23 protein-coding genes and 2 pseudogenes are annotated in these 24,413 nt (G+C 70.0%); 14 read left to right on the top strand and 11 right to left on the bottom strand.

The window, feature by feature from the left end; genetic code table 11:
• Positions 1–146: 146 nt before the first annotated feature.
• The 7 genes from ACWD4J_RS36560 to ACWD4J_RS36530 form a co-directional block, all read right to left on the bottom strand.
• Complete coding sequence (locus tag ACWD4J_RS36560) at positions 147–1,379, bottom strand: CaiB/BaiF CoA transferase family protein (RefSeq protein WP_451399834.1); 1,233 nt, start codon at positions 1,377–1,379, stop codon at positions 147–149.
• Positions 1,380–1,536: 157 nt separating this feature from the next.
• Complete coding sequence (locus ACWD4J_RS36555; protein WP_451399826.1) at positions 1,537–3,039, bottom strand: class I adenylate-forming enzyme family protein; 1,503 nt, start codon at positions 3,037–3,039, stop codon at positions 1,537–1,539.
• Between the two features lie 211 nt (positions 3,040–3,250).
• On the bottom strand, positions 3,251–4,225 hold the full coding sequence (locus tag ACWD4J_RS36550) for an aldehyde dehydrogenase family protein (RefSeq protein WP_451399825.1): 975 nt from the start codon (positions 4,223–4,225) through the stop codon (positions 3,251–3,253).
• Complete coding sequence (locus ACWD4J_RS36545) at positions 4,225–4,680, bottom strand: aldehyde dehydrogenase family protein (RefSeq protein ID WP_451399824.1); 456 nt, start codon at positions 4,678–4,680, stop codon at positions 4,225–4,227. The genes ACWD4J_RS36550 and ACWD4J_RS36545 overlap by 1 nt, the downstream gene beginning before the upstream one ends.
• Before the next feature lie 81 nt (positions 4,681–4,761).
• Positions 4,762–6,033: a cytochrome P450 gene (locus ACWD4J_RS36540; RefSeq protein ID WP_451399823.1), complete on the bottom strand. Its 1,272-nt coding sequence runs from the start codon at positions 6,031–6,033 to the stop codon at positions 4,762–4,764.
• The gene (locus tag ACWD4J_RS36535) at positions 6,030–6,473 is read right to left on the bottom strand and encodes a nitroreductase family deazaflavin-dependent oxidoreductase (RefSeq protein WP_451399822.1); all 444 of its coding nucleotides are present in this window, start codon (positions 6,471–6,473) and stop codon (positions 6,030–6,032) included. Before ACWD4J_RS36535 ends, ACWD4J_RS36540 begins: the two co-directional genes overlap by 4 nt.
• A 15-nt stretch (positions 6,474–6,488) precedes the next feature.
• The gene (locus ACWD4J_RS36530) at positions 6,489–7,295 is read right to left on the bottom strand and encodes an SDR family NAD(P)-dependent oxidoreductase (protein WP_451399821.1); all 807 of its coding nucleotides are present in this window, start codon (positions 7,293–7,295) and stop codon (positions 6,489–6,491) included.
• Between the two features lie 254 nt (positions 7,296–7,549).
• Here ACWD4J_RS36530 and ACWD4J_RS36525 point away from each other — a divergent pair, with 254 nt between their 5' ends.
• The 9 genes from ACWD4J_RS36525 to ACWD4J_RS36485 all read left to right on the top strand — a co-directional run bounded on the left by ACWD4J_RS36525 (position 7,550) and on the right by ACWD4J_RS36485 (position 17,185).
• Entirely contained in the window at positions 7,550–9,073 is a 1,524-nt protein-coding gene (locus ACWD4J_RS36525; RefSeq protein ID WP_451399820.1) for a class I adenylate-forming enzyme family protein, read from the top strand.
• Positions 9,074–9,114: 41 nt separating this feature from the next.
• Positions 9,115–10,380, top strand: coding sequence for a CaiB/BaiF CoA transferase family protein (locus tag ACWD4J_RS36520; protein ID WP_451399819.1), 1,266 nt, complete (start codon positions 9,115–9,117; stop codon positions 10,378–10,380).
• A gap of 152 nt (positions 10,381–10,532) precedes the next feature.
• Positions 10,533–10,904, top strand: a complete 372-nt coding sequence (locus ACWD4J_RS36515) for a Zn-ribbon domain-containing OB-fold protein (RefSeq protein WP_451399818.1) — start codon at positions 10,533–10,535, stop codon at positions 10,902–10,904.
• Positions 10,901–12,034 carry a thiolase family protein gene (locus ACWD4J_RS36510; protein ID WP_451399817.1) on the top strand — a complete coding sequence of 378 codons (1,134 nt, stop codon included), beginning with the start codon at positions 10,901–10,903 and terminating at the stop codon, positions 12,032–12,034. Before ACWD4J_RS36515 ends, ACWD4J_RS36510 begins: the two co-directional genes overlap by 4 nt.
• 26 nt (positions 12,035–12,060) lie before the next feature.
• Complete coding sequence (locus ACWD4J_RS36505; RefSeq protein ID WP_451399816.1) at positions 12,061–13,212, top strand: amidohydrolase family protein; 1,152 nt, start codon at positions 12,061–12,063, stop codon at positions 13,210–13,212.
• Positions 13,209–14,423, top strand: coding sequence for a CaiB/BaiF CoA transferase family protein (locus ACWD4J_RS36500; protein WP_451399815.1), 1,215 nt, complete (start codon positions 13,209–13,211; stop codon positions 14,421–14,423). Before ACWD4J_RS36505 ends, ACWD4J_RS36500 begins: the two co-directional genes overlap by 4 nt.
• Positions 14,424–14,526: 103 nt before the next feature.
• Entirely contained in the window at positions 14,527–15,381 is an 855-nt protein-coding gene (locus ACWD4J_RS36495; RefSeq protein ID WP_451399814.1) for a mycofactocin-coupled SDR family oxidoreductase, read from the top strand.
• A gap of 42 nt (positions 15,382–15,423) precedes the next feature.
• Positions 15,424–16,158: a class II aldolase/adducin family protein gene (locus tag ACWD4J_RS36490; RefSeq protein ID WP_451399813.1), complete on the top strand. Its 735-nt coding sequence runs from the start codon at positions 15,424–15,426 to the stop codon at positions 16,156–16,158.
• A 112-nt stretch (positions 16,159–16,270) separates the two neighbouring features.
• On the top strand, positions 16,271–17,185 hold the full coding sequence (locus ACWD4J_RS36485) for an alpha/beta hydrolase (protein ID WP_451399812.1): 915 nt from the start codon (positions 16,271–16,273) through the stop codon (positions 17,183–17,185).
• A gap of 109 nt (positions 17,186–17,294) precedes the next feature.
• Here ACWD4J_RS36485 and ACWD4J_RS36480 read toward each other — a convergent pair.
• A pseudogene (locus ACWD4J_RS36480) lies at positions 17,295–17,426 on the bottom strand (LLM class flavin-dependent oxidoreductase); the annotation flags it as partial.
• Positions 17,427–17,479: 53 nt separating this feature from the next.
• Between ACWD4J_RS36480 and ACWD4J_RS36475 the strand changes: the two are divergent.
• Positions 17,480–18,067: pseudogene (locus ACWD4J_RS36475) on the top strand (CoA transferase); the annotation flags it as partial.
• 245 nt (positions 18,068–18,312) lie between these two features.
• Here ACWD4J_RS36475 and ACWD4J_RS36470 read toward each other — a convergent pair.
• Positions 18,313–19,032, bottom strand: a complete 720-nt coding sequence (locus tag ACWD4J_RS36470) for an alpha/beta fold hydrolase (RefSeq protein WP_451399811.1) — start codon at positions 19,030–19,032, stop codon at positions 18,313–18,315.
• Between the two features lie 291 nt (positions 19,033–19,323).
• The gene (locus ACWD4J_RS36465; protein WP_451399810.1) at positions 19,324–20,460 is read right to left on the bottom strand and encodes an LLM class flavin-dependent oxidoreductase; all 1,137 of its coding nucleotides are present in this window, start codon (positions 20,458–20,460) and stop codon (positions 19,324–19,326) included.
• Between the two features lie 207 nt (positions 20,461–20,667).
• Here ACWD4J_RS36465 and ACWD4J_RS36460 point away from each other — a divergent pair, with 207 nt between their 5' ends.
• The 4 genes from ACWD4J_RS36460 (at position 20,668) to ACWD4J_RS36445 (ending at position 23,462) form a co-directional block, all read left to right on the top strand.
• Positions 20,668–21,084 (top strand): nuclear transport factor 2 family protein, encoded by a 417-nt coding sequence (locus tag ACWD4J_RS36460; protein ID WP_451399809.1) that lies wholly within the window; start codon positions 20,668–20,670, stop codon positions 21,082–21,084.
• A gap of 70 nt (positions 21,085–21,154) precedes the next feature.
• Positions 21,155–22,150, top strand: coding sequence for an LLM class flavin-dependent oxidoreductase (locus tag ACWD4J_RS36455; RefSeq protein ID WP_451399808.1), 996 nt, complete (start codon positions 21,155–21,157; stop codon positions 22,148–22,150).
• 38 nt (positions 22,151–22,188) lie between these two features.
• A complete protein-coding gene (locus tag ACWD4J_RS36450; protein WP_451399807.1) occupies positions 22,189–22,650 on the top strand; it encodes a nuclear transport factor 2 family protein in 462 nt (153 codons plus the stop codon).
• 149 nt (positions 22,651–22,799) lie between these two features.
• Positions 22,800–23,462, top strand: a complete 663-nt coding sequence (locus tag ACWD4J_RS36445; RefSeq protein ID WP_451399806.1) for an enoyl-CoA hydratase/isomerase family protein — start codon at positions 22,800–22,802, stop codon at positions 23,460–23,462.
• A gap of 7 nt (positions 23,463–23,469) precedes the next feature.
• On the opposite strand, the gene ACWD4J_RS36440 is transcribed toward ACWD4J_RS36445, so the two are convergent.
• Positions 23,470–24,204, bottom strand: coding sequence for a GntR family transcriptional regulator (locus ACWD4J_RS36440; protein WP_451399805.1), 735 nt, complete (start codon positions 24,202–24,204; stop codon positions 23,470–23,472).
• Between the last annotated feature and the right edge of the window lie 209 nt (positions 24,205–24,413).

Here is a 24,413-nt window from a genome sequence, read left to right as displayed (position 1 = left end):
AGATAAAAGGGACCTGACGGGGCGATTAGACGAAACTGTGACGAGTGATTAGATCACTCCTCCAGGGCCTCGGGAAGACCTCGGTGGCCCCTGCCTGCCGACTGTGACCGTCGGAGCCGAACCGCTCTCCAGCCGCCTCCGCCTGGTCAGTCGACCGGTCCGGCAACCCCCTCCGCACGCATCTTCGCCACCTCAGCTCTGTCGAAGCCGAGTTCAGCGAGTATCGCGTCGGTGTGCTCCCCCAGAGCAGGAATCGGATCCAGGCGCCATGTCCAGCCCTCCACCTCGGGCGGGGGCAGCAGGCAGAGTACCGGCCCGACCGGGGAGCCGACCTCACGCCAGCGGTCACGCTCCACCAGCTGGGGATGGTCCAGCACCTCCTGGGCGGAGTTGAGCCGGGCGTGCCCCAGCCCTGCCTTCTCCGCAGCAGCCCGGCACTCGGCGAGGGAGCGCCCGGCGGCCCAGTCGGAGATGACCCGATCGAGCTCCGCACGGAGTGCGACGCGGTCCGCGTTCGTCGCGTACCGCGGGTCGTCGGCGAGATCCACGCGGTCCAGCAGCCGGCGGGCCAGCCGTTGCCACTCCCGGTCATTGGTCGTCCCGAGCACCAGCGTCTGCCCATCGGCGGTGGCATAGGCCCCATAGGGGGAGACCATCGGGGAACTGAGGCCGTTGGGCTCGGGCGGCGCGCCCGCGTACCGAGCCTGGTTGAGCGCGAAGCCCATCCACTCGGCCACAGCGTCGAACAGCCCGACCGAGATCGCGGCTCCGTCTCCGGTGCGCTCTCGCGCGTAGAGGGCTCCGAGCACCGAGGAGAAGGCATACAGTCCGGCCCCGATGTCGGCGAGCGGGATACCCGGCTTGGCGGGGTGCCCAGGTGTCCCGGTGATCGCGCACGAACCCGCCTCCGACTGGACGAGCAGGTCGTAGGCGCGAGCCCCGGCGAACGGGCCGCCCCGGCCGTAACCGGAGATGTCCACGGTGATCAGCCGTGGGTACCGGGCCCGCAGGCTTGCCGAGCCGAGACCGAGACGGTCGGCCGCGCCGGGGGCGAGGTTCTGCACCAGGACGTCCGAGCGGGCCGCAAGCCGGTCCAGTACCGCCTGACCGACCGGATGCTTGAGGTCGAGGGCCAGCGACTCCTTGTTGCGGTTGGCCCAGGCGAAGTGAGCGGACATGCCGTGCACCACGTTGTCGTAGTCCCGGGCGAAGTCGCCGCCGGCCCGCGGTTCCACCTTGATGATGCGAGCCCCCAGATCGCCCAGGTGACGGGTGCACAGCGGAGCCGCCACCGCCTGCTCGACCGCTATGACGGTGATTCCGCGCAGCGGACCGGAAGCGGAAACGTCGGGATCAGCCGGACCCGTCGCATCGGGCAGCTCAGGAGGGACCGGCTGCGGGGCGTCGCTCACGTGGGCCCGATCCGGAGACCGATCCGAAGCAGGGGTATACGCACTGGTGTGTCCTCCACTCTGCCGCAACGGAACTCCATATGCGCTTGACTTTGATGTGGCGGCCCGCCGCCCCTTCCGGGGTTCATGAGGCCGCGTACGAGCTGATCAGCTTGTGCCGCAGTACCTTGCCGATCTCCGACGTCGGGAACGAGTCGACGAACCGGATGTCGACCGGGATCTTGTAGGCGGCGATGCGCTCGCGCAGGGCGGCACGTAACTGCTCCGGGTCCGCGCTGGTGCCGGGCGCGGGTCGGACCCAGGCGACGGGCACCTCGCCCAGGCGGTCGTCGGGAACGCCCCCCACACAGGCGTCGGCGACGCCGGGCAACTGGCGCATGGCCTCCTCGACCTCCTGGGGAATGACCTTCAGCCCGCCACGATTGATCACGTCCGAGACCCGGCCCTCGATCCACAGGAAGCCGTCGGCGTCGACGCGGCCCAGGTCTCCGGTGCGCAGGTACCCGTCGACGAGGCGGTCACGGATCTGTGCCGCGAAAGGGGACCGGATGTAGATCTCGCCTACGGCGTTCTCTGGCTGCTCGTGGTCGTCGCCGTCCAGGATGCGGATCGACACACCAGGGTGCGGACGTCCGACGGAGCCGAGCTTGGCCACGCCGTGTTCGCGCAGTTCGGCTGCCGTCCAGCCGACGACTTCGCTGCCGAGTTCGGTCTGGCCGTAGCAGTTGAGGACGGACACCCCGAAGCGCTCGTGAAAGCGGTGGGCCTGGGCCGGCGTGAGTGGTGCTGTGATGGAGCGGACGTAGGTCAGCGGGCCGAGGTCGGTGATCTCCGGGTCCTCGGTGAGCATCGTCATCATGGCCGGGGCCAGCACCGTGGAGCGAATGCCGAAGCGCTTGACCATCAGCGCGTAGTCCCGGGTGTCGAACCTGTCCAGCAGGATGACGGGGGCGCCGATCCGGAAGGCGAACAACGTGTTCCACATGCCTGCCCACAGGGCCATCGACGTGGGAATCAGGTTCGGCATCGGGGCCGTCCGGCGCGGCCCTCGCCTGAGTTTGCCGAGCACGGTGTCGATGCCGTCGCGTACGCCGGCGTGGCTCAGCACGACGGGCTTGGGGCGCCCGGTGGTGCCCGAGGTGTGCATCACCAGTGCGTCCCCGGGAGCGAACCGCTCCCCGGTCCATGGTTCCCCGCGCTGTGCCGTCCAGGTGCCGCCCGGCTCGCGCAGCGCCCGGCTCAGGCCTCGCGGGATCCGGTCGGCGTCCGCCGATCCGGCGATCACGGCCGCCGGTGCGTTCTCGGCGAGCAGTGCATGTATCTCGGGGTCGGGCAGTCGGCCGTTCACCGGGATGTACACCGCTCCGGCCAGCCACACGGCGAACCACGCGGCGACCGCCTCCGCGCCCTTGTTGACGACACAGGCCACGGGCTCCTGAGGTCCCACGCCGCAGCGGCGGAGTTCCCCGGCGAGTTGCCGGGCCGACGCGGTGAGCTCCGCAAGAGTGCAGCTGCCGTCCTTCCAGTAAAGGATCTCGTCCCGTGCCGAGGCTGGTGAGCCGGTCAGGAATTCAGCCAGGGAGTTCTCACCGGGGTCGTCCGAGGAGCGGTTCGCGGGCTGCGACATCTGCCCTCCTGAGTCGTGTCGCACAGATCGGGAGACAGCATTCATCCTGGTTCGACGCTTCATCGTCATAATCATTACTAGCATGAGTATGTTGCGGAGAGGTGACCGGACATCAAGCCGGTGCGGTGATCGGGCATCGAACCAGAACGGGGTGCGAGGCGCTCCGGCCCACCCCGTTCCCGTTCTCTGCCTCCCGTTCTCCGGCGTCCCGTCAGGTACCCACGACCACGTGCTTGATCTCCTGGAAAGCCCGCAGCCCAGCGACGCCGCGCTCGCGGCCGACACCGCTCTGTTTGACGCCCCCGCTGGGGGTGTACGCAGTGGCGCAGGCGGTGTTGATCTGTACGGTGCCGGTGTGGATGCGGTCGGCCACTGCCACGCCGGCGGCCTGGTCATCGGTGTACACGCCGGCGGACAGGCCGTAGTCGGTGTCGTTGGCGATCGCTACGGCCTCGTCCAGATCTGCGTAAGCCTGGACGGTGATGACCGGTCCGAAGATCTCGTCCCGGCAGGCGGGGTTGTCGTTGCCGTCCACCGAGATCACGGTCGGTTCGTAGTACCAGCCCGGCCGGTCGATGGGGCGGCCGCCGGTGACAATGCGCCCGCCGGCCCGGGCGCCATCGGCGACATAGCGGGCGCAGCGGTCGCGCTGCGCCTCGGTGATCAGCGGGCCGACCAGGGTGCCCGGGTCGCGCGGGTCCCCGGCCGCCAACTGCGGGGCGAACGCGGCCAGAGCCTGTAGCACCTGCTCCTCGTGCTCCTTGAGTACGAGCATGCGGGTCTGTGCCACACAGGCCTGGCCGGCGTGGTTGGCGAAGACACCCGCGGCTCCGGCGACGGCGCGTCCCGGACCCTCGGCCAGCGCATCGGGCAGGTACAACTGGACGCTCTTGCCTCCCAGTTCCAGCACGAGTCGTTTCATGGTGGGGGCGGCCTGGGCTGCGATCTGCCGTCCGACGCCGGTGGAGCCGGTGAACGTCACCAGGTCGACGGCCGGGTGCGTCGTCATGGTCACCGCGCCCTCGGTGCCGCTCTCGGCCACGGTGTTGAGCACGCCCGGCGGCAGCCCGGCGGCCTGCGCGGCCTCGCCGAGCAGCAGCGAGGTGAGCGGGGTCCGCGGGCTGGGGCGCAGCACCACCGTGCAGCCGGCCGCGAGCGCCGGGAACACCTTCACCACGTCGAGCATCAGCGGATAGTTGTAGGCCGAGATCGCCGACGCATCTTGCCGGGCGCCGCGAAGTAGTCGTCGAGGGGCATCTCGTTGTGCTCCCACTGCGGCTGCCGCTCCAGCAGCGCAGGGAGCTGGCGGGCGAAAGCCAGCGGCATGTCGATCTGCCCGGGCCTGGCCGCGACCAGAGGACACCCGGTCTCGGAGATGACCTCGTCGAGCAGGGCGTCGCGGCGTTCCTCGAGCCAGTCGGACATCCGCGCGAGGGCCGCCACCCGCTCACGGATCGTCAGCCGTGGCCAGGGGCCTTCGTCGAAGGCCCGGCGGGCGGCCCGTACTGCCTGGTCGATCTCGGCCGAGGTGGCCGTCGCGACCTCGGTGAACTGTTTGCCGGTCGCGGGGTCCTCCACCCCCAGAGCGGGGCCGCTTCCGCCGAATCGGCCGTCGATCAACGGCCGCCGGGGTTCTGTCACTGGTCGTCACCTTCCTCATCGTCGTCAAGGGCCGTCCCGGCATCGGCGGCCAGGTGCGGGGTGTTCGGGAAGGGTCCGCTGTCACGCGGGACGGCCCCACACGACGGGCACCGCGGTCGGGCCGCGCTCGTACATGCCGGTGATGCGCGGCGCCTCGGCGTCGGGGTCGCGACGCACGTCGGGGAAGCGTTCCAGCAGCGCGCCGATCGCCGTGGCGATCTCGGTACGGGCCACATGCATGCCCAGGCAGATGTGCGGCCCTGCGCCGAAGCCCAGGTTCGCCCGCGGGGGGCGCGACGGATCGAATTCGTCGGGCCGCTCCCAGCGCCCGGGGTCGCGGTTGCCCTCGGCCAGACACACGTGTACGACCGAGCCGGCCGGGACCGGGACCCCGCGCAACTCCCCGTCCTCGCGGGCGAAGCGGGCGAAGACCGGGTCGGTGGGCATCCAGCGGAGCGACTCGTCCACCGCCGCCCGCAGCACGGCGGGGTCGCGGCGCGACTCCGCCAGCCAGTGCGGGTGCTGGAACAGCGCCAGGAGGGTGATGCCCATCTGCTTCCAGGTGGTGCCGGAACCGGCGGCGAGCAGCAGATAGGCGAAAGACAGCACGTCGCGATCGGACAGGGCGTGCGTCGTGCCGTCCTCGTCCGCGACCTCCGCCTGCACCAGGGTGCTCAGCAGGTCATCGCCGGGGTCCGCCCGGCGGGCGGTCACCAGCGGCTGGACGATCTCCATGAATCGCCTGCCGGCGTCCGCGGACGCCTCCACGATGACGGCTCGGATGTCGAGGGCCTGCCGCACGTCCACGCCCAGGCTGCCGCAGATGGTCAGCAGCGGGATCGGGGCGAAGAACTCGACGTTCAGGTCCGCCCGGCCGTTCGCCTCGATGGTGTCCAGCAACGCGTCCACGGTGGAGGTGATCCAGTTCTCCACCCACCAGCGCATCCGCCGCGGAAGGAAGGACGGCTGCACCAGCGTGCGGTAGTTGCGGTGCCGCTGCCCGTCCATGTACAGCATGCTGGTCTCGTACAGCGCCGCGTCCTCGCCCAGCACGGCCGGGGAAGCCGAGAAGCGCTCGCTGTCGCGCAGTACCTCGTCGCAGGTGGCGTAGTCGAACGCCGACACGTGCGGGCGGTCGGGGAACGGCAGTCCCTGGAAGAAGGCCTCGCCGTGGTAGCCGACGAGCGGACCGACGATCCCCGGGTGGACCGGTCCGGTCTCCCGCAGCCGCTTGAAAGCCGGGTATGGATCGGCGCTGAAGTCACCACCGCGCGAGGTGTACCCGGTCGCACGCAGATCGAACAGTTCCTGGATCCGCGCGGGGTCCAGTGCCGCTGCCCCCGGCGCGGTCATGACGGGCTGTCCTTGCGCTCGAGCACCACCACCGGAATGAGGCGCTCGGTGCGCTCCTGGTACACGTCGTAGTTCGGCCACACCTTCGTCATGACCTGCCACAGCCGCTCGCGCTCCGGCCCTTCGGCGGTGCGCGCGACCGCCGGGAACCGGTCCGCGGCGACTTGGAGGACCACCTCGGGACCTGCCAGCACGTTCAGGTACCACGACGGGTGCCCGGCCGAACCGCCGTTGGAGGCCACCACGATGTAGCGATCGGCGTCCGTGCCGTAGATCAGGGCACTGGAGCGCTGGAGGCCGGAGGCGCGCCCGGTGGTGGTGAGCACCAGGCAGTGGACGCCGTTCCAGGTGTGGCCGACAGCGCCGTCGGTCTCCAGGTAGCGGCGGACGTGTTCCGCGCCCACCAGTGAGATGTCCGGGGGAGTGTAGGAGTGCGACAACGCAGCCTCCGTGGCTCAGCGGGCGGTGTATCCGCCGTCGATCGGCAGCAGGACACCGGTGATGTTCTTTGCCTCGTCCGAGGCCAGGAAGGCGATCGCGGCCGCGCAGTCCTCTGCCTCGATGTGGCGCCCGAGCGGGTGGTACGCGCCCGCCTCCGCGAGTTGTTCGTCCGTCAGTGCCCGCTCGGGCGTGGTTGCGTCCGCGACCCCGAAGTTCGTCAGCGGCATCGCGGCCGGCGCGATCGCGTTGCAGCGGATTCCCAGCGGTGCGTACTCGATCGCCACGCCCTTGGTGATGTGGTTGACCGCCGCCTTGGACGCCCCGTACACCGTGCCGCCCCAGCCGACCATGCCCGCCACCGAGCCGGTGTTGACGATCACGCCGCCGCTGCCCGTACCGCTCTCGGTCTGGCGCTTGAACTGCAGCACTGCGTGCTTGCAACCGTAGAAGACCCCGCTGAAGTTCACCGTGGCGAGAACTTCCCAGTCCTGCTCCGTCGTCTCGTGCAGCGCCAGCCCCGGGCGCCTCGTCACCCCGACGTTGTTCACCATGATGTCGAGCCGGCCGAATGCTGCGACCGCCCGGCCGATCGCCGCCTCCACCTGGGCTTCGACCGCCACGTCGCAGCGCACGGCCACGGCCTCGCCGCCCTCTTTGGCCGCCAGTTCAGCCGTGTGCTGCGCCCACTCATCGCGGATGTCCGCGCACACGACCCGCGCCCCCTCTCGTACGAGGCGCAGCGCCGTCGCCCTGCCCACGCCCGAGCCGGCGCCGGTCACCACCGCGGACCGTCCCGCGAGCCTTGCCCGTCCCTCACTCATCGACCCACCGCCCTTCCTGATACGGCGCGTGATGCACATTGGTAATCTATCATTATCAAGATAGCAATGCTTGATGTCTAAGTCATGGCGAGAGTACGGTCGCCTCGTACCTGCCCCGAAGCCCGTGCGGCTGCCGCAACCGGTAGGGCCGATACCGGGAGGCGCGGCGCAGAACATCGGTACCGACCTATTGCGCCGGCGGTGCCCGCGGTGCATCCATGGACGAGCGATGAGCACGGGAGAGGGGACGCGCCATGCGCACGAGCCTGTGGGCTGCGGTGAAGGAGCGGGCTGACGCGACGCCGGACGCCGAGATGCTGGTCGACGAGCGCGGGCGCCGTATGACGTTCCGTCAGTACCGTGACGCCGCAGAGGAGGCCGCCGCTGGGCTGGCCGCTCTCGGCGTCGGTGAAGGCATCCGGGTCACCTGGCAGCTCCCCACCTGGATCGAGTCCGTCGTCCTGGTCGCCGCGCTCGCGCGCCTCGGCGCGGTGCAGAACCCGGTCATGCCCAGCTACCGGGAGCGGGAGCTGGCCTTCGTCACCCGGCAGACGAAGGCGCGCCTCCTGATCGTCCCGCCCGTCTGGCACGGGTTCGACCACCCCGCCCTGGCCCGTGCTGTCGCCGCGGGGCAGGACGGGCTGCAGATCCTGGTCGTCGACGGCGCGCTGCCCAAGGGCAACGCCGAAACCCTGCCACCGGCCCCGGAATCGACTGGTGTGCGCTGGCACTTCTACACCTCCGGCACCACGTCGGAGCCCAAGGGCGCCCGGCACACGGATGCCACGGTCATGGCCGCCGGCTACGGCATGGCCGAGCGGCTGGAGGCCCGCGGTGACGACCGCGCGGCCATGGTCTTCCCGTTCGCCCACATCGGCGGATGCACGACCTGGCTCACCACGTGTCTGGCGAGCGGCCTGACCATGATCCTCACTGAGGCATTCGACCCGGTGGCCACCGTCGAGCAACTCGGCCGCGAGGGCGTCACGCTGGCCGGCGCCGGCACCGTCTTCCAACTCGCCTACCTGGCCGCCCAGCGCCGGACCCCCGACAAGCCGGTGTTTCCCGCGATCCGCTACGGCCTGGCGGGCGCCGCGCCCAAACCCCCCACCCTGCACGCACAGTTCAAGGCCGAGATGGGCGGCGCAGGCGTGGTTTCCGGCTGGGGGCTGACCGAGGCCCCCATCCTCACCATGAGCAGTCCGCACGATCCCGACGACGTCCTCGCGCGCTGCGAGGGCCGCCCCACAGCCGGAGTGCGGCTGCGTGTGGTGCGAGCCGACGGCACCGAGGGCGGAGTGGGGGAGGAGGGCGAACTGCGCGCCAAAGGCCCTCAGGTCATGCTCGGCTACCTCGACGCGGCGCTCGACGCCGAGGCCTTCGACGCGGAGGGCTGGCTGCGCACCGGTGATCTCGGCCGCCTCGACGAACACGGGAACGTCACCATCACCGGCCGCCTCAAGGACGTCATCATCCGCAAGGGCGAGACCATCAGCGCCAAGGAGATCGAGGACCTCCTCGCCGAACACCCTGACGTCGCCGAGGTCAGCGTCATCGGCCTGCCCGACCCGGCCACCGGCGAACGCGCCTGCGCCGTCGTCGTCCCCGCCGACCCGGCCGCACCGCCGAGTCTGCGGAATCTGACCGACTATCTGCGCGGGCGCGGCCTGATGCCGCAAAAGCTCCCTGAGCAGGCCGAATCAGTCGCCGTGCTGCCGCGCAACCCGGCCGGCAAGGTCATCAAGACCGAGCTGCGCGACCGTTTCACCCCGCACTGATCCCACGTGGCCGACACGGCCACCCGGCAGGAAGGACACCCGTGCGCATCGGAGAGACGGCCAACCAGCAGGCCGCTGCCTGGGGCAAACCGCTGGACGGCGTTCGCGTCCTGGCCATGGAGCAGATGCAGGCGCTGCCCTACGCGACCCAGTTGCTCGCCCGGCTCGGCGCCGACGTCGTCAAAGTCGAGCCGCCGGTCACAGGTGAGTCCGGACGCGCATCCCTGCCCGCCATGCTCGACCCCGAGGGCCGCAAGGTCGGGGTCACCTTCACCCGCAACAACTTCGGCAAACGCAGCGTCGGGATCGACCTCAAATCCCCCGAGGGACGCGACCTGGTCCTGCGTCTGGCCCCTCGCTTCGACGTCATCGCGGAGAACTTCAAAGCCGGCACCGCGGACCGCCTCGGACTGGGCTATCGGGACATCGCGGCCGTCCACCCCGAGGCCGTCTATCTGTCCGTCTCCGGCTTCGGCGTCGGCGGGGACTCGCCGTACGCCGGTTGGCCCGCCTATGCGCCCATTGTGGAGGGCATGGCCGGACTGTACGACTTCAAGCGCGATCCCGAGACGCCCCCGGTCACCTCCCCGCTCGGTGCCCTTGGTGACACGGGGTCGGCGCTCTTCGCGGTCGTCGGAGTTCTGGCCGCGCTGCGCCACCGTGACCGGACGGGTGAAGGGCAGCATGTCGACATCGCCATGTACGACGCGATGGTCGCGTTCGGTGACGCCGGGATCAACTACTGGTCCATGGGCCTCGAGCGGCAGCCGGGCAACGCGCCAGGCATCAACCACTCCTTCCGGTGCGCCGACGGATTCTTCGTCCTCCAGTGCGGCCGCCCGCACATGTTCGCCGGCCTCGCTCGACTCGTCGGGCATGAAGAATGGCTCGAGGACGAGCGACTGACCGGTCCGCAGGAGTGGCTCGACCACGTGGAAGACGTCATTCGGCCCGGCGTCGAGGGGTGGGCGGCCGGACTCACCCGTCTCGAGGCCAGTGCCGCCCTCGGCACCGCCGGTGTCGCGGCCGGCCCCGTCCACTCCCCGGCCGACGTGGTCGCCGACGCGCATGTCCGTGAGCGCGCCATGCTCGTCGAGATGGCCCGTACCGACGGGGTGGAGCGGCCGATCCTGTCCCCGGGCAACCCGGTCAAGCTCTCCAAGGTGACGGAAGGCCCCGAGACGCGCATGCCCTGGGTGGGTGAGCACACCGCCGCGGTCCTCGGCGCCGAACTCGGCCTGGGCGACAGCGAACTCCGGCGTCTCGCCAAGACCGGGGTCATCACGCCCGCTGCTGAAGACCGCTGACCGGTTTCGTTTTCCGCCTCCGCGGCCCATGCCGACGCGTGCTGCCCGTGCTAAGGTCGAGTCATGTCTATCTATATAAAGATAGCATCTTTGTGTCGCCTGAGGACTCGGTGATGACGGCCGAACAGAGTGTCAAGAGACCTGCCCCACCGTTGACGGAGCGAACGGCCGGCTACTGGACTTCTGGTGCCGACGGCGTGCTGCGCATCGCCCGCTGCTCCGCCTGCGGCCACTACCAGCACCCGCCGCTCCCGTTGTGTCCTCGCTGCCACGGCAGCGAGACGCGCTTCGAACCGGTCGCCGGCCGGGGGACGGTCTATTCCTTCACGATCAACCGCTACCAGTGGAACCCCGACATGACACCTCCTTATGTTCTGGCCGAGGTCGAACTGCCCGAGCAGCAGAACCTGCGCGTCATGGCGGCGATCACCGGCTGCGAACCCGAAGAGGTGTACGTCGGCCAGCCCGTGACGGTCGCCTTCGAGCGCGCGGGCGAGACCTGGATCCCGGTGTTCCGCCCGTGAAGCGCCCCGTCGAGACCCAGGCCGTCATCACCGGTATCGGCGCCTCGCGCATCGGCCGCCGGTTGCACTGTGACCCGTGGACGCTCACCAGCGACGCCGCCCTGGCCGCCATCGCCGACGCCGGACTGGAACCCGCGGACATCGACGGGCTGTCCACGTATCCCGGCGCCACCGGCTCGACCCCCGGTATCACCGGAGCCGGAGTGGACGACGTGCGCGCCCTGCTCGGCCTGCGCCTGCGCTGGCACACCGGGGGAGCGGAGGTGCCCGGCCAGCTCGGGTCGATCGCCAACGCCGTCCTGGCCGTCGGCGCCGGGTTGGCCGAGCACGTCCTGTGCTTCCGCACGGTCTGGGAGTCCTCCGCTCAGGAACGACTCGGCGGACGCTCCGAGACCATGCGCAGCAGCACCGCCCGCGAGCGCACCCAGTGGACCGCGCCCTACGGCGCCGGCTATCCCACCTACGGCGGTCTCGCCATGCAGCGCTATCTGCACGAGAGCGGTTCCACCCGCGAGCAGATCGGCCAGATCGCGGTCACCGCCCGGGCCCATGCGGCACGCAACCCGTCGGCGGTCTACCGGAACCCGATGACCCTCGACGAGTACCTCACGGCTCGTATGATCTCCGACCCGCTCTGTATCTACGACTGCGACGTTCCCGTCGACGGCTCGATCGCCGTTGTCGTCTCCCGGGCCGGAAGCGGCACCGTCGACCCGCGGCGGGCCATCACCATCCAGGCCATGGGTACGGCCTCCGGTTTCGAAGCCTGTGCCGACATGATGTGGTCGCGTACGGACCTCGCTCCCGCCGATGTGGACGTCGCCGAGCTGTACGACGGCTTCTCGATTCTGGCGGTCCGCTGGCTGGAGGCGCTGGGTCTGTGCCCACGCCTGGAGGGCGGGCGGTTCATCGAGGGCGGCAAACGCATCGCCCTGGACGGGGAGCTGCCACTCAACACCGGCGGTGGACAGCTCTCCGCCGGCCGCCTGCACGGCTACGGCGCGCTGTACGAGGCGTGCCTGCAGCTGCGGGAAGTGGCGGAGGGCCGCCAGCTACATCCCCGCCCGCAGGTCGCCGTGGTCTCCAGCGGCGCCGAGAACTTCACCTCCTCCCTCTTGCTCGCGCGCTGAGCGCGAGTCGGCAGAAAGGAAAGGCGATGCTGCCTCCCGACACCAAACTCATCTCCGCCGACGACCACATCATCGAGCCGGCGAACCTGTGGGTGGACCGGGTGCCCGTCGGCTACCGAGACCGTGCCCCGCGCGTGATCGAGAAGGACGGCCGCCAGGCGTGGCTGTACAACGACGAGCTCACCTACATCCCCATGGGCAGCTGCCGCCCACTGCCCGGCCACCCCGAGAAGGGCTACCCGCCCGCCCCCGGGACCGCCCGTTTCGACGAGATCCGCCCCGGCTGCTACGACCCCGTCGAGCGGCTGAAGGACATGGACATCGACGGCGTGTGGGGCCAGCTGACGTTCCCGAACTACGCCCGGTTCGCCGGGCACCGCTTCTTCCTCGGCGTCCAGGACCTCGACGCGGGCCTGGTCTTCCTCAAGACCTACAACGACTACCTGATCGACGAGTGGTGCGCCACCGATCCTGCCCGCCTGTACGGCGCCGCGATCCTGCCCCTGTACGACATCGACCTGGCGGTCGCCGAGGCCGAGCGGGTCATCGACAACGGCGCCAAGGCCATCGCGTTCTCCGAGAACCCCACAGTCCTCGGGCTTCCTTCCTTGCACACCAGGCACTGGGACCCGCTCTGGGCGGTCATCGACGAGGCCGGCCTGCCGGTGTGCCAGCACATCGGCAGCTCCTCCCGCCTGGTGACCACCTCCGACGACGCCCCTCCCGGGGTGCTGGTCACGCTGAACGGCGTCAACTCGATGATGGCCGCGGCCGACTGGCTGATGTCCGACGTGCTGGAGCGCTTCACCAACCTGAAGGTCATCCTCTCCGAGGGCGGCGCGGGCTGGATCCCCTACCTGCTGGAGCGCGCCGAGAAGGCCTTCAACGACGCCCGTCTGGGCCGGGATCTGTCCATCGGCCAGGCCGGTATGGGCCGGCGCGCCCCGCGCGAGCTGTTCGCAGAGCACATGTACGCATGCCTCGTCGACGAGCAGTTCGCGCTGCGCTCGCTGGGCGACATCCCTGTGGACAACCTGCTGTGGGAGGGCGACTACCCGCACGGCGACGGCCGTTGGCCCAACAACCGCAAGGAGCTGTCCGAGGCCCTGGTCGACGTGCCCGACGCCGACGCGGTCAAGATCGCCGAGACCAACCTGAGCGGACTGCTGGGGATATGAGCTACGACGTACTGCAAGGCGTCAAGGTGGTCGAGGTGGCGATGTACGCGTTCGCCCCCTCGGCCGGCGCGGTGCTCGCCGACTGGGGCGCCGACGTGATCAAGATCGTGCCCCCCGGTACCGCCGACCCCATGAACGGCACCCCCGTGGCTGCCCTGCCGGCCAAGGACGTCGGGGTCAAGTTCATGTGGGAGATCCTCAACCGCGGCAAGCGCTGCATGGGCCTGGACGTCTCCACCGACGGAGGCCGAGAGGTCCTGTACGACCTCGTCCGCGAGGCCGACGTCTTCATCACCAACCTGCTGCCCAGCGCCCGGACACGCTTCGGACTCGACCTGGACGACCTCGACGCGGTCAACGACCGCCTGATCTACGCCCGTGCCACCGGTCACGGCGACCGCGGGCCGGAGCGCGAGCGCGGCGGCTACGACATGACCGACTTCTGGAGCAGGTCGGGCATCGGCCACGCGGCCAGTCAGGTCGCCGACGAGTTCGTCCCGCTGGTCTCCCCGGCCCTGGGCGACCTGACCTCCGGAACCTTCCTGGCCGGCGCCGTCGCCGCGGCCCTGTTCCGCCGCGAGCGCACGGGGCGCGGCGCGGTGGTCGACGTCTCGCTGCTGTCCTCGGGCCTGTGGGTGCTCTCCCCGGGCGTCGTGGCCGCCCAGTTGTACGGCGTCGAGGGCATCCCGCGGTTCCGGCATGCCCAGTCGCCCAACCCCACGGTCAGTGCGTACCGCACCCGCGACGGACGCTACATCAACCTGTCCGGCATCCTCACCGAGGGCAGCTTCGAGAGGTTCTGCGAGGTGATCGGCCGCCCGGAGCTGGGCGCGGATCCCCGTTTCAACAGCGGTGAGGCCCGACTGGCCAACGCCGCCGAATGCGTTGCGGCCCTCGACGCCGTCTTCGCCGAGCGGGATCTCGCCGAGTGGACCAAGATGCTGGCCGGCCTCCCCGTGCCGTGGAGCGTCGTGCAGTCCGCCCGCGAGGCAGGCGAGGACGTACAGGTGACGGCCAACCAGTACGTCACCCAGGTCCAGGGACCGGCCGGTCCCTACCCCCTCGTCGCCAGCCCGGCGCAGTTCGACGACACCCCGCCGAGTCTCACCCGCGCGCCCGAGCACGGCGAGCAGGGAGACGAGATCCTGCTGGAACTCGGCCGCGACTGGGACACCATCCTGCGGCTCAAAGCGGCGGGAGACGTGCTGTAACCACGCCCGGTCCTCGCGAGCCTCACCGCGCTGCGGGTGGCGCGGCGGGGGCACCGCGGCCGTTCACCACAACGGCCGCCCGACATCATCCAGGAGTCGAACCATGGGTCGAGTTGCCGGCAAGGTCGCTTTCATCACCGGCGCGGGCCGCGGACAGGGTCGCGCGCACGCGGTCCGCCTCGCCGAGGAGGGCGCCGACATCATCGCCACCGACATCTGCGGCCCGGTGAGCGACCGTGTGCTCTACCCGATGGCCACGCCGGACGATTTGGCGGAGACCAAGGAGCTGGTGGAGAAGCTGGGCCGCCGCTGCGCGACCGCCGTGGCCGACGTGCGCCGCATCGGCGAGCTGAAGGCCGCCGTGGCTGCCGGCCTGGAGGCGTTCGGGCACATCGACGTGGTCTGCGCCAACGCGGGCGTCATCACCTTCCACCCCAGCGCGCTGGAGATCCCTGAGGACGCGTACGACGCGGTCGTCGACACCAACCTCAAGGGCGTGTGGAACACCATCCAGGCGACCGCGCCCGCTATGATCGAGGCGGGGCACGGCGGTTCGATGATCCTCACCAGCTCCGCCGCCGGCATCCGAGGTCAGGTGCCCTACGCGCACTACGTCGCCTCCAAGCACGGTGTGGTGGGACTGATGAAGGCGTTCGCGAACGAGCTTGGGCAGCACCGGATTCGCGTGAACACGGTGCACCCGACCGGCGTGGCGACGCCGATGGGCAGCGACGGGAGCGCGCTGGAGATGGCCGCGGCGGTGCCGCTGTTCGTCTCCGGAGCGGCCAACATTCTTCCCGATCTGGACAGTCCGACGGACGCGGCGGCCCCCCTCGGCGTCGGAGTGATCCAGCCGCGGGACGTGTCGCAGGCCGTTCTGTGGCTGGCCTCGGACGAGTCCCGGTACGTCACAGGCCTCCAGCTGACCGTCGACGCGGGCAACACCAACAAGCCCTGACCGACCGCCGGGATGACATCGTCACCGACCCGAGGAGTCGCCATGCCGTTCGTGCCGAGGCCCGGCAGGCTCATTCCGGATCTCACGCCCGCCCAGGAGATCGTGCTACTGGCCCGTACGCTCTGGCGAGAGGGCTACGACGACCACCTCGCCGGACACATCACCTGCAACCTGGGCGACGGCACGCTGCTGTGCAACCCGTGGCTGCTGGCGTGGAACGAGATCCGGGCGAGTGACGTGATCCGTATCGACCTGGACGGCAACGTCGTGGCGGGGGACTGGCCGGCGCCGCTCGGTATTCCGCTCCACCTCGAACTGCACCGGATCCGCCCCGACGTGCAGGTCGCGCTGCACCATCACCCCAGGTACGGGACCACGTGGGCGGACATGGGGGAGATCCCGCCGGTCTATGACCAGAGTTCCAGCCTCGGCGGCGGCGACCTCGTGCTCGTCGACGAGTACGAGGGCGGCGTCGACGACTCGGCGGTCGCCGCGAAGGCGGTCGCGGCGATGGGTGGCGCCGAACTGGCTCTGCTGGCCGGACACGGCGTCTTCGTGCTGGGCTCGACCGTGCGGGCGGTCCACCAGCGCGCGGTCGCGTTGGAGCAGCGTTGCCGCAGTGCCTGGATGGTCCGGGCGGCCGGCTGCCAGGCGCCGAGCCGGGTGCCCGATTTCTGGCTCGAACGCTCCCGCCGCAGCGACGGCAACGGATTCCACGGCTTCTGGGAGGCGAGTGTGCGTGCGGAACTCGCCGCTGACGCAAGGGTGTTGGACTGACCGCGTGTCTCGGCGACCTGGCCGCTCGCGAGGGGGCCCGGGGGCCAAGAGCTGTACGGGCTGTCGCATTCAGCCTGTGCGGAAAGCCTGCTGAAGGGAGTCACCCGAGGACATGGAAAATACGGACAGCGAAACCACCCCGAAGGACCTGGCCGCCTGGCGTCTGCCCGCGCTGCGAGAGGGTCACGCGGCTCCGGCCGACCTGGTCGAGATGCGCCGGACGGCCGAGGCGGCCGCCGCTGTTCCGAACGGCGTCCCCTGGCATCGCGACAGCATCGGAGGCATCCCCTGCGTGGTGGTCGAGCCCGAGCACGGGGCTGTGGGCGGCTCGGCGGACGGGGCGCAGCCGCCGGTGCTGGTGCACCTGCACGGTGGCGGCTACCGCTTGGGCGCGCCGGTCATGTGGGTCGCCTTCGCACACCGCCTGGCCCGCTCCACCGGACACCGAGTGGTCGTCCCGGACTACCGGCTCGCGCCGGAGCACCCCTTCCCGGCGGCCCTGCACGACGCGGCTGCGGTCTGGCAGGCGCTGGCCCCGGAAGAAGGGGACGGGCCGGTGCTCTCCGGCGACTCGGCAGGCGGTGGACTCGCGGTGGCGCTGGCTCTGTGCGCACGGAGCGCCCCCGTGTCGCCACCGAGGCGGCTGGTGCTGTTCTCCCCGTGGCTGGACCTGACCGCGGCCTCGGCCTCCTTCGATTTCAACGCGCAGAGCGACGCTTTGTTCTCCCGCGAGTCCGCCCAGGCGGCCGCCGACGGGTACCTGCAGGGGCTGGCCGCGGCGACCCAGCCGCTGGCCTCGCCGCAGGAGGCCGACCCGACCGGCCTGCCGCCGGTGCTGCTCTTCGCCGGCACCGGCGAGGTGCTGCTCGACGACGCCGCCGTCTTCACCCGGCGGGCGGCCGGCGCCCAAGTGCCCGTACAGACGCACCTCGTTCCCGACCTGCCGCACGTGTGGCCGGTGGTGGTTCCGGACGACCCCCGGTCGGCCGCGGCGTTGCAGGCGGTTGCGCGCTTCGTCGGTGAGTGACGCGCCGCCACGTGGGAGGACGGGCACGGGCACGGCAGCGCGCGCCCGCACAGCCCGCGGCTCCCGGACGTAGCAGCGTCCGGGAGCCGCGGGCTGGGCGGCCCTTCCGTTACTGGTCGGAGGAGCCGAGTCGGAAGCGGGCGGTGCGGTGCACCGGGTCGGGGTCGATCACCGGGATCACGTGCTCACCGAGGAGCCGGATGGTGGTCAGCGTGTCCTCGACGGGCCCGCCCATGGGCAGCGACAAGGCCGCACCGACCTCGCTCGCCTGTACGGCGCCGCGATCCTGCCGCTACCGCAACCTTCCTGGCCGGCGCCGTCGCCGCGGCCCTGTTCCGCCGCGAGCGCACGGGGCGGGGCGCGGTGGTCGAGGTCTCGCTGCTGTCCTCGGGCCTGTGGGTGCTCTCCCCGGGCGTCGTGGCCGCCCAGTTGTACGGCGTCGAGGGCATCCCGCGGTTCCGGCATGCCCAGTCGCCCAACCCCACGGTCAGTGCGTACCGCACCCGCGACGGACGCTACATCAACCTGTCCGGCATCCTCACCGAGGGCAGCTTCGAGACGTTCTGCGAGGTGATCGGCCGCCCCGAGCCGGCCGCGAATCCCCGCTTCGCCGGTGGCGAGACCCGGCTGGCCCATGCAGCGGAATGCGTCGAGCTCCTCGACGCCGTCTTCGCCGGTCGTGATCTGGCGGAGTGGACCAAGGTGCTGATCAATTTCCCCGTCCCCTGGTCCGTCGTGCAGTCCGCCAGGGAGGCGGGCGACGACCCGCAGGTGACGGCCAATCAGTACGTCACCCAGGTCGAAGGGCCTGCCGGAGCCTATCCCCTCGTCGCCGGCCCGGCGCAGTTCGACGACACCCCGCCGAGCCTCGCCCGCGCGCCCGAGCACGGCGAGCAGGGAGACGAGATCCTGCAGGAGCTCGGGCGGGACTGGGACGCGAATCCTGCGCCTCAAGGCGGGAGGAGACGTGCTCTAGGCGAGTCGGCAGGTCTGGGACGGCCAGACGCAGTCCCAGACCTGCCTATGCCCTTGGCCGCATCGGCACCGGTGATCAGGGTCGGTTCGCCTTCGCATGACTCCCCGGCTGTCGAACGCCTGCCACTCGCGTCGCCGGTGTCTGCGGGCGGTCAGGCACTCAGCACGCGCAGGAGGAGCTCGGCGACGGCCTCGGGTTCGCTGATCATCAGGTCGTGGCCGGTGTCGATGTCCCAGACCTGGCCGATCCCGCGGGCCTTCGTCAGGCGCGCGGCGTCATGGTAGAGCGGGGAATCGGTGCAGATGATCTGGGTCTGAGGGATCTCTGACAGCTGTGCCTCGTTCGCAAGGCGCAGCTTCTGGACGAAGCACTTGCTGGGGTGGGGGGTCAGTTTGGGAGCCATCCAGGCGATGGCGTCGGGGTCGGTCACGCCGTAGTTCGGGGTCGGTTCCTGGCCGGGTTGGAGCAGGACCTCGACGCCGTTGACGAACTCGCCCTTGATACGGGTCTCTGCTATCTGCGACGGCCAGGCGTCGGCGAGGGACATGCCATTGATCGGCGTGACGGAGTCCAGGTATACGAGGTGGCCGATCCGGTCCGTGGCGCGGTCGGCGACGCCGGTGACGACCACGCCGCCATAGCTGTGGCCGGCCAGGACCACGTCGTGGAGGTCTTCGTACTTCAGGACCTGGAGGATGTCGTTGATGTGGAATTCGAGGTCGATGTCGTTGCTCAGCAGATGGGATCGCTCGCCGAGGCCGGTCAGGGTCGGGGTGTAGACGTCGTGTCCGGCCTGCCGCAGGATGCGGGCGACCCACTGGTAGCACCAGCCGCCGTGCGCGGCTCCGTGGACGAGGACGTACGTGGCCATTGTCGTTCTCCTCGACAGAAGTTCCTGCTCTTCAGTGGGGTCCCTGGTGGGGGTTTTGGGCGATGCAGGACGTACCGGGCGGGTGGGCGGTGTGAACCTCGGTCCACGGGCCCGGGCGGCGCTCGCGGACCGGGGACCGGGGACCATGCCGACCAGGTCCCGGAGTAGCCGTAGCAGGCCCAGGGCAGGCGGAGATCGCCGGCCACGGGTGGACCGGGTCGGCCGCCGTGCCGAGGCCGCCGACCAGGTCGAGGTGTCCGCCGGTGCGCGCCTGGGACTCCGGCACGAGCATCAGGGCCGGGCGGTGTCGGAACCCAGCCGGAAGCGGGCGGTGCGGTGCACCGGGTCGGGGTCGATCACCGGGATGACGTGCTCGCCGAGGAGCCGGATGGTGGTGAGCGCGTCGTCGACGGGCCCGCCCAGGGGTACCGACAGGGCCATCTGGTCGGCGCCCGCCTGGTCCCACCGCCGGCACTGTGCGACCACCTCGGAGGGGTCGCCGCACACCAGCGCGCCCTGGGCGATGGCCGCCTCGACGACCTCCGTCGTGTACTCGGGGAGGACCTCCGGCCAGGCGGGCACGTCACTGGGCCGCGGGAAGGTGTCGTGGTACCGGAAGACGAGTGACCGCACATAGCCCAGGCCGCTGCGGACCGCCATCTGCACCGCCTCCTCGTGGGTGGGCGCGCAGAAGGCGGGCATACAGACCAGGACGTTGTCGTTGACGTAGGCGCCGGCCGGGTCGGGATCGGCGATCGCTGCCCGATAGCCGTCGACGACCTTCTCCATGTCGCTGACGCGCGCGATGCTGAAGCCGAGCACGCCCAGCCCCTTGCGGCCCGCCATGGCGTACGAGGACGGCGATCCGGCGGCGTACCACATCGGCGGGTGGCTCGGGCCGTACGGCTTGGGCAGGATCCGGCGCGGGGGCAGGGACCAGTGCTTGCCTTGGAAGCCCTGGTACTCGTCCTGGAGCCACATCTTGGGGAACTCCGCGATGGTCTCCTCCCAGTACTCCCGAGTGATGTCCATGTCGGGGGCATCGGGCAGGAAGCCGAGGATCTCATGGCTGCCGGCGCCCCGGCCGGTGCCGAACTCGAAGCGGCCACCGGAGAGCTGGTCCAGCATGGCGGCCTTCTCGGCAACGACGGCCGGATGGTTGACCGGCGCGAGCGGGTTGAAGATGCCCGAACCCAGGTGGATCCTCTCGGTGGCGTGGGCGAGATAGCCGAGGAACACGCTGTTCGCCGACAGGTGCGAGTACTCCTGCAGGAAGTGGTGCTCCGAGGCCCAGGCGTACTTGAAGCCGCTGCGGTCGGCCTCGATCACGATGCGTGCCTCGTTGAGGAGTGCGTGGTGCTCGGCGAGCGGACCGCGCTCGGCCCGCATCTTGGGAACGTACCCCTGCACGAACAGTCCGAATTCCACGATGCCTTGCCCTCCTGACAGTCCGAGGCAGTGTCATCACGCGCGGCGCCACTGCCGGTTCCGGACTCCGTGGCGACGCCCTGCCTTCATCTGTAGCTAGTATTGCTATCCTGTAAAAGATGGCAATACTTGGCGGAGGGTTCTGCGGACCGCCACGGACCACTTCGAGAAGACCATGGCCGCCGTCTGGACGGAAGTGACCGATTCATGAGCCAGGATGAAGAGATCAGGCGCACTGCCGACGAACTGGCCGTGCGCAACACCATCGCCAAGGTGTCCCTGTACACCGACGGTGGCGACGTGGACTCCTATGTGGAGCTGTTCGCGAAGGACGCCGTCTGGGAGATGCCGGGCAACCAGCGGACCGGCCACGACGAGATCCGCGCCGGGAACGTCAGCGGGTATGCTGCCGGGCTTCTCGGCCCGGGCACGGGCAGTCGCCACATCGTGGGCACCACCGCCGTGGACATCCAGGGCGACACTGCCACGGCGGAGTCGCAGTGGGTGTTCGTCACCGGCGGGCCCGGCACCCCGGCCATCTCGGCGGCTGGTCACTACCTCGACACCTTCCGGCGTACGAGCGAGGGCTGGAAGATCACCCGCCGACAGCTCACCCCCGGCTGACCTGGGCACGGGCGGCGTCGCGCCGTCGGTCCTGCCATGCAGGCGGCGCGTCACGCGAGAGGAACAAGGCATGCCGACGAATCGTCCAGGCGGAGCGTTCGCCCTTCGTTTCGACTTCCGCAACCCGGAGCTCGCCGGGACGACCATGGCCGACCGCTATGCGGCCGCCCTGGACATGGTCGAGTGGGCCGACCGCCTCGGCTTCGTGAGCGTGACCGTGTCCGAGCACCATGGTTCTCCGGACGGCTATCTTCCGTGCCCGGTTCAGATGCTCGCGGCAATGGCGGCCCGTACGACGAACATCCGCTTCCTCATCGCAGCGCTGATAGCCCCGTTCCACGACCCGCTGCGCCTCGCCGAGGAAATGACCGTGCTCGACAACCTCAGCAGGGGGCGGGCCGACCTGGTCGTCGCCGGCGGCTATGTGGCGGACGAGTTCGCGATGTTCGACGTGCCGATGGACGAACGGGTAAGGCGCGTGACCGAGGTTGTCACCACCTTGAAGGCCGCATTCACCGGTGAGCCGTTCACCTACAGGGGCCGGACGGTACACGTCACGCCTGCCCCGTTCCGGCCCGGCGGCCCGACCATCCTGCTCGGCGGCAGCAGCGAACCGGCCGCACGCCGCGCCGCCCGCATCGCCGACGGCTTTCTCCCCTCGGTGCCCGCGCTCTGGGAGTTCTACCGGGACGAAGTCCGGAAACTCGGGCGGCCGGACCCCGGCCCGGGCTCCCTGGGCGACACCCGGGTCGTGGCGCTCGCCGAGGACCCCGACAAGGGCTGGGAGCAGATGGCGCCGTACTTCCTCCACGAGACGAACGCCTACGGCACCTGGCACGTTCCGGGCGACCTCACTGCCCCCTACCGCACTGTTGCCGACGTCGACGAACTGCGGGCGACCGGGCAATACAGGGTCCTGGCGCCTGAACAGTTCGCGGCAGAGCTGGCGGCATCGCCGTACCCGTTCGCCCAGTTCCATCCGTTGTGCGGCGGCATGCCGATCGAGCTGGCGTGGTCGAGCCTGCGCCTGTTCGAACGCGACGTGATGCCCTCGTTCGCCAGTTGACCAGTGGTCAAGGGGCACTACCGAAAGGAGGGTTTCCCGTGGACGACATCGAGGCCATCAAGCAGCTCAAGGCCAGGTACTTCCGCACGCTGGACACCAAGGACTGGGACGGCATGCGTCAGGTGTTCACAGACGACCTGGTGATGGACACAACCGAGTCGGGCGGCATCGTGACCACCGGCGGTGACACGTTCATCGCCTACGTCAGCGACCTCCTGGGCGACGTGTCGACCGTGCATCAAGGTCACACACCGGAGATCAGCCTGACCTCCCCGTCCAAGGCCACCGGAATCTGGGCCTTGGAGGACCGCCTCTGGTACCCCGACGGCCGGGAGGTGAGGGGCTTCGGCCACTATCACGAGACCTACGAGAAGGCCGAGGGCGTGTGGCGCATCAAGACCTCGAAGCTGACACGCCTCCGCATGGACACTTCGAAGAAGCCGTCCCCGGATGACCTCGCACCCGCCGAGCAGCTGACAGCCTCAACAGGGCGCAGCTGATGGATGAACCCGTCGGCCTGAGCGGCGACGATCTGGGGAGTCCCTACCTCCGGCTGGAGCGCAGGGGCCCGCTGGCGTGGTGTGTCGTCGACCGGCCGGACTCGCGAAACGCCCTTACCAGCTCGATGTAGTTCGGTCTGCGTCGGGCGGTGGATCTCGTCAACCGTGACCCGGACCTGGCGGCCCTGATCATCACGGGTACCGGCGATGTGTTCATCCCGGGCGGGGAACTGCGCGGCCGCGAACCGGACCGATGGATGGACTTCCCCGATCTGCTGGGCCTTGATGCGACGCCCTTCGAGTCGATCCGTCGATCCGCGAAACCGGTGGTCTCCGCGGTCAACGGCCTTGCGCAGGGCGGCGGCCTTCTCATCGCGATGCTGTCCGACGTTTCCGTCGCCGCACAGAGCGCCACCGTCCGAGCCCCCGAGCTCCTGCGCGGCATAGCGGACATGGGCTACGCCGCCTACCTGCCCACCCAGATCGGAGTCGCCCGCGCCCGCGACATGCTGCTCACGGGACGAGTCGTGACAGCTGAGGAGGCCGAGCGATGGGGCATCTTCACACGGGTGGTCCCGGGCAACCAAGTGCAGGACGTGGCAACGGAAGTCGCCACCCAGATCTGCCGAACGGCGCCGGAGGCGCGGTTCCAGGTCAAGCGGGTCATCAACGACCACTACGCGCCCGTCGACTGGATGACGTATGACGCCAGGCTCCAGTCCGAGGAAATGGCCGAAGGGCTACGTGCTTTCGCAGAGAGGCGCGAACCGTCCTGGGTCCCGAAGGAGTTCCGCACCGGCCGCAGGCTATGACCGCGGATCAGCACGCAGCCTCGGTGTCGGCGTCCGGGTACTTCGGGGCGAACAGGCCGCGCTCGGTGAACAGCCGCACCACCAGCTCGCCCTGTTGGCGGAGCATGCCTGCATACGCCTCGCTCGCCGCCTCGCCGTCGCGCCGGGACAGCGCTTCGACGATGGCCGCGCCGCCCGCGCGCTCCACCTCGATCGCGCCGGAGACGAGGGCGAAGAAGTTGCCGGGGATGAGGCCGACCATGGCGCGCAGCAGCGATCGCAATCGTGGGGAGCTGGCCGTCCCCCGCACCAGGCGGTCGAACTCGAGGCTCAGCCGGGCGAACGCCTCGGGGTCGTTCTCGGCGGCGAGCAGCCCGGAGAGCTCGCGCAGCCGGGCCAGGGACTGCGTGCTGATCCGGCCCGCCGCGCGGCGGGCCGCGAACCCGTGCATGAGCCCGTACAGCGCGTAATGGTCGGCGACGACGGTCTCGTCCAGCGGGGCGATGAACGCGCCGCGGTGCGGCCGGATGGCGACCCAGCCATCCTGCTCCAGGGACAGCAACGCCTCCCGTACCGGGAGGCGGCTGACGCCTAGTGCCCGCGCTATGTCGTTTTGGGGCACCCGGTCCCCCTGCCGCAGTCGGCCGTCGAAGATCAGCCGGCGGATGTACTGGGCGGTCTTCTCGCCGCTGCTCTGCCGGACGACCTCCATCTCCGGGGGCGGTAGCGGTCCCTCAGCGGCGGCGGCTTCGTCTTCGCTCAACAGAACCCCTTGGATCGGAGAAGAACTCTTCTCACAAGTTCTGACATGTGGTCAGCTCCGCCGTGCGGCCCGCTGGGCGTGACCGGCTTGACCGCTGCACATGAATGCCGGTCTGGTTCACGGACCACTCCTGGGCGGCTGATGCCGGACGGGTGCGCTGAACAGTCACTATCCCGCCGAGCCGCAGACCAAGCTAGTATTTTATCTAA

Source organism: Streptomyces sp. NPDC002577, assembly GCF_053594815.1.
This window is presented reverse-complemented; position numbering and strand designations above follow the sequence as displayed.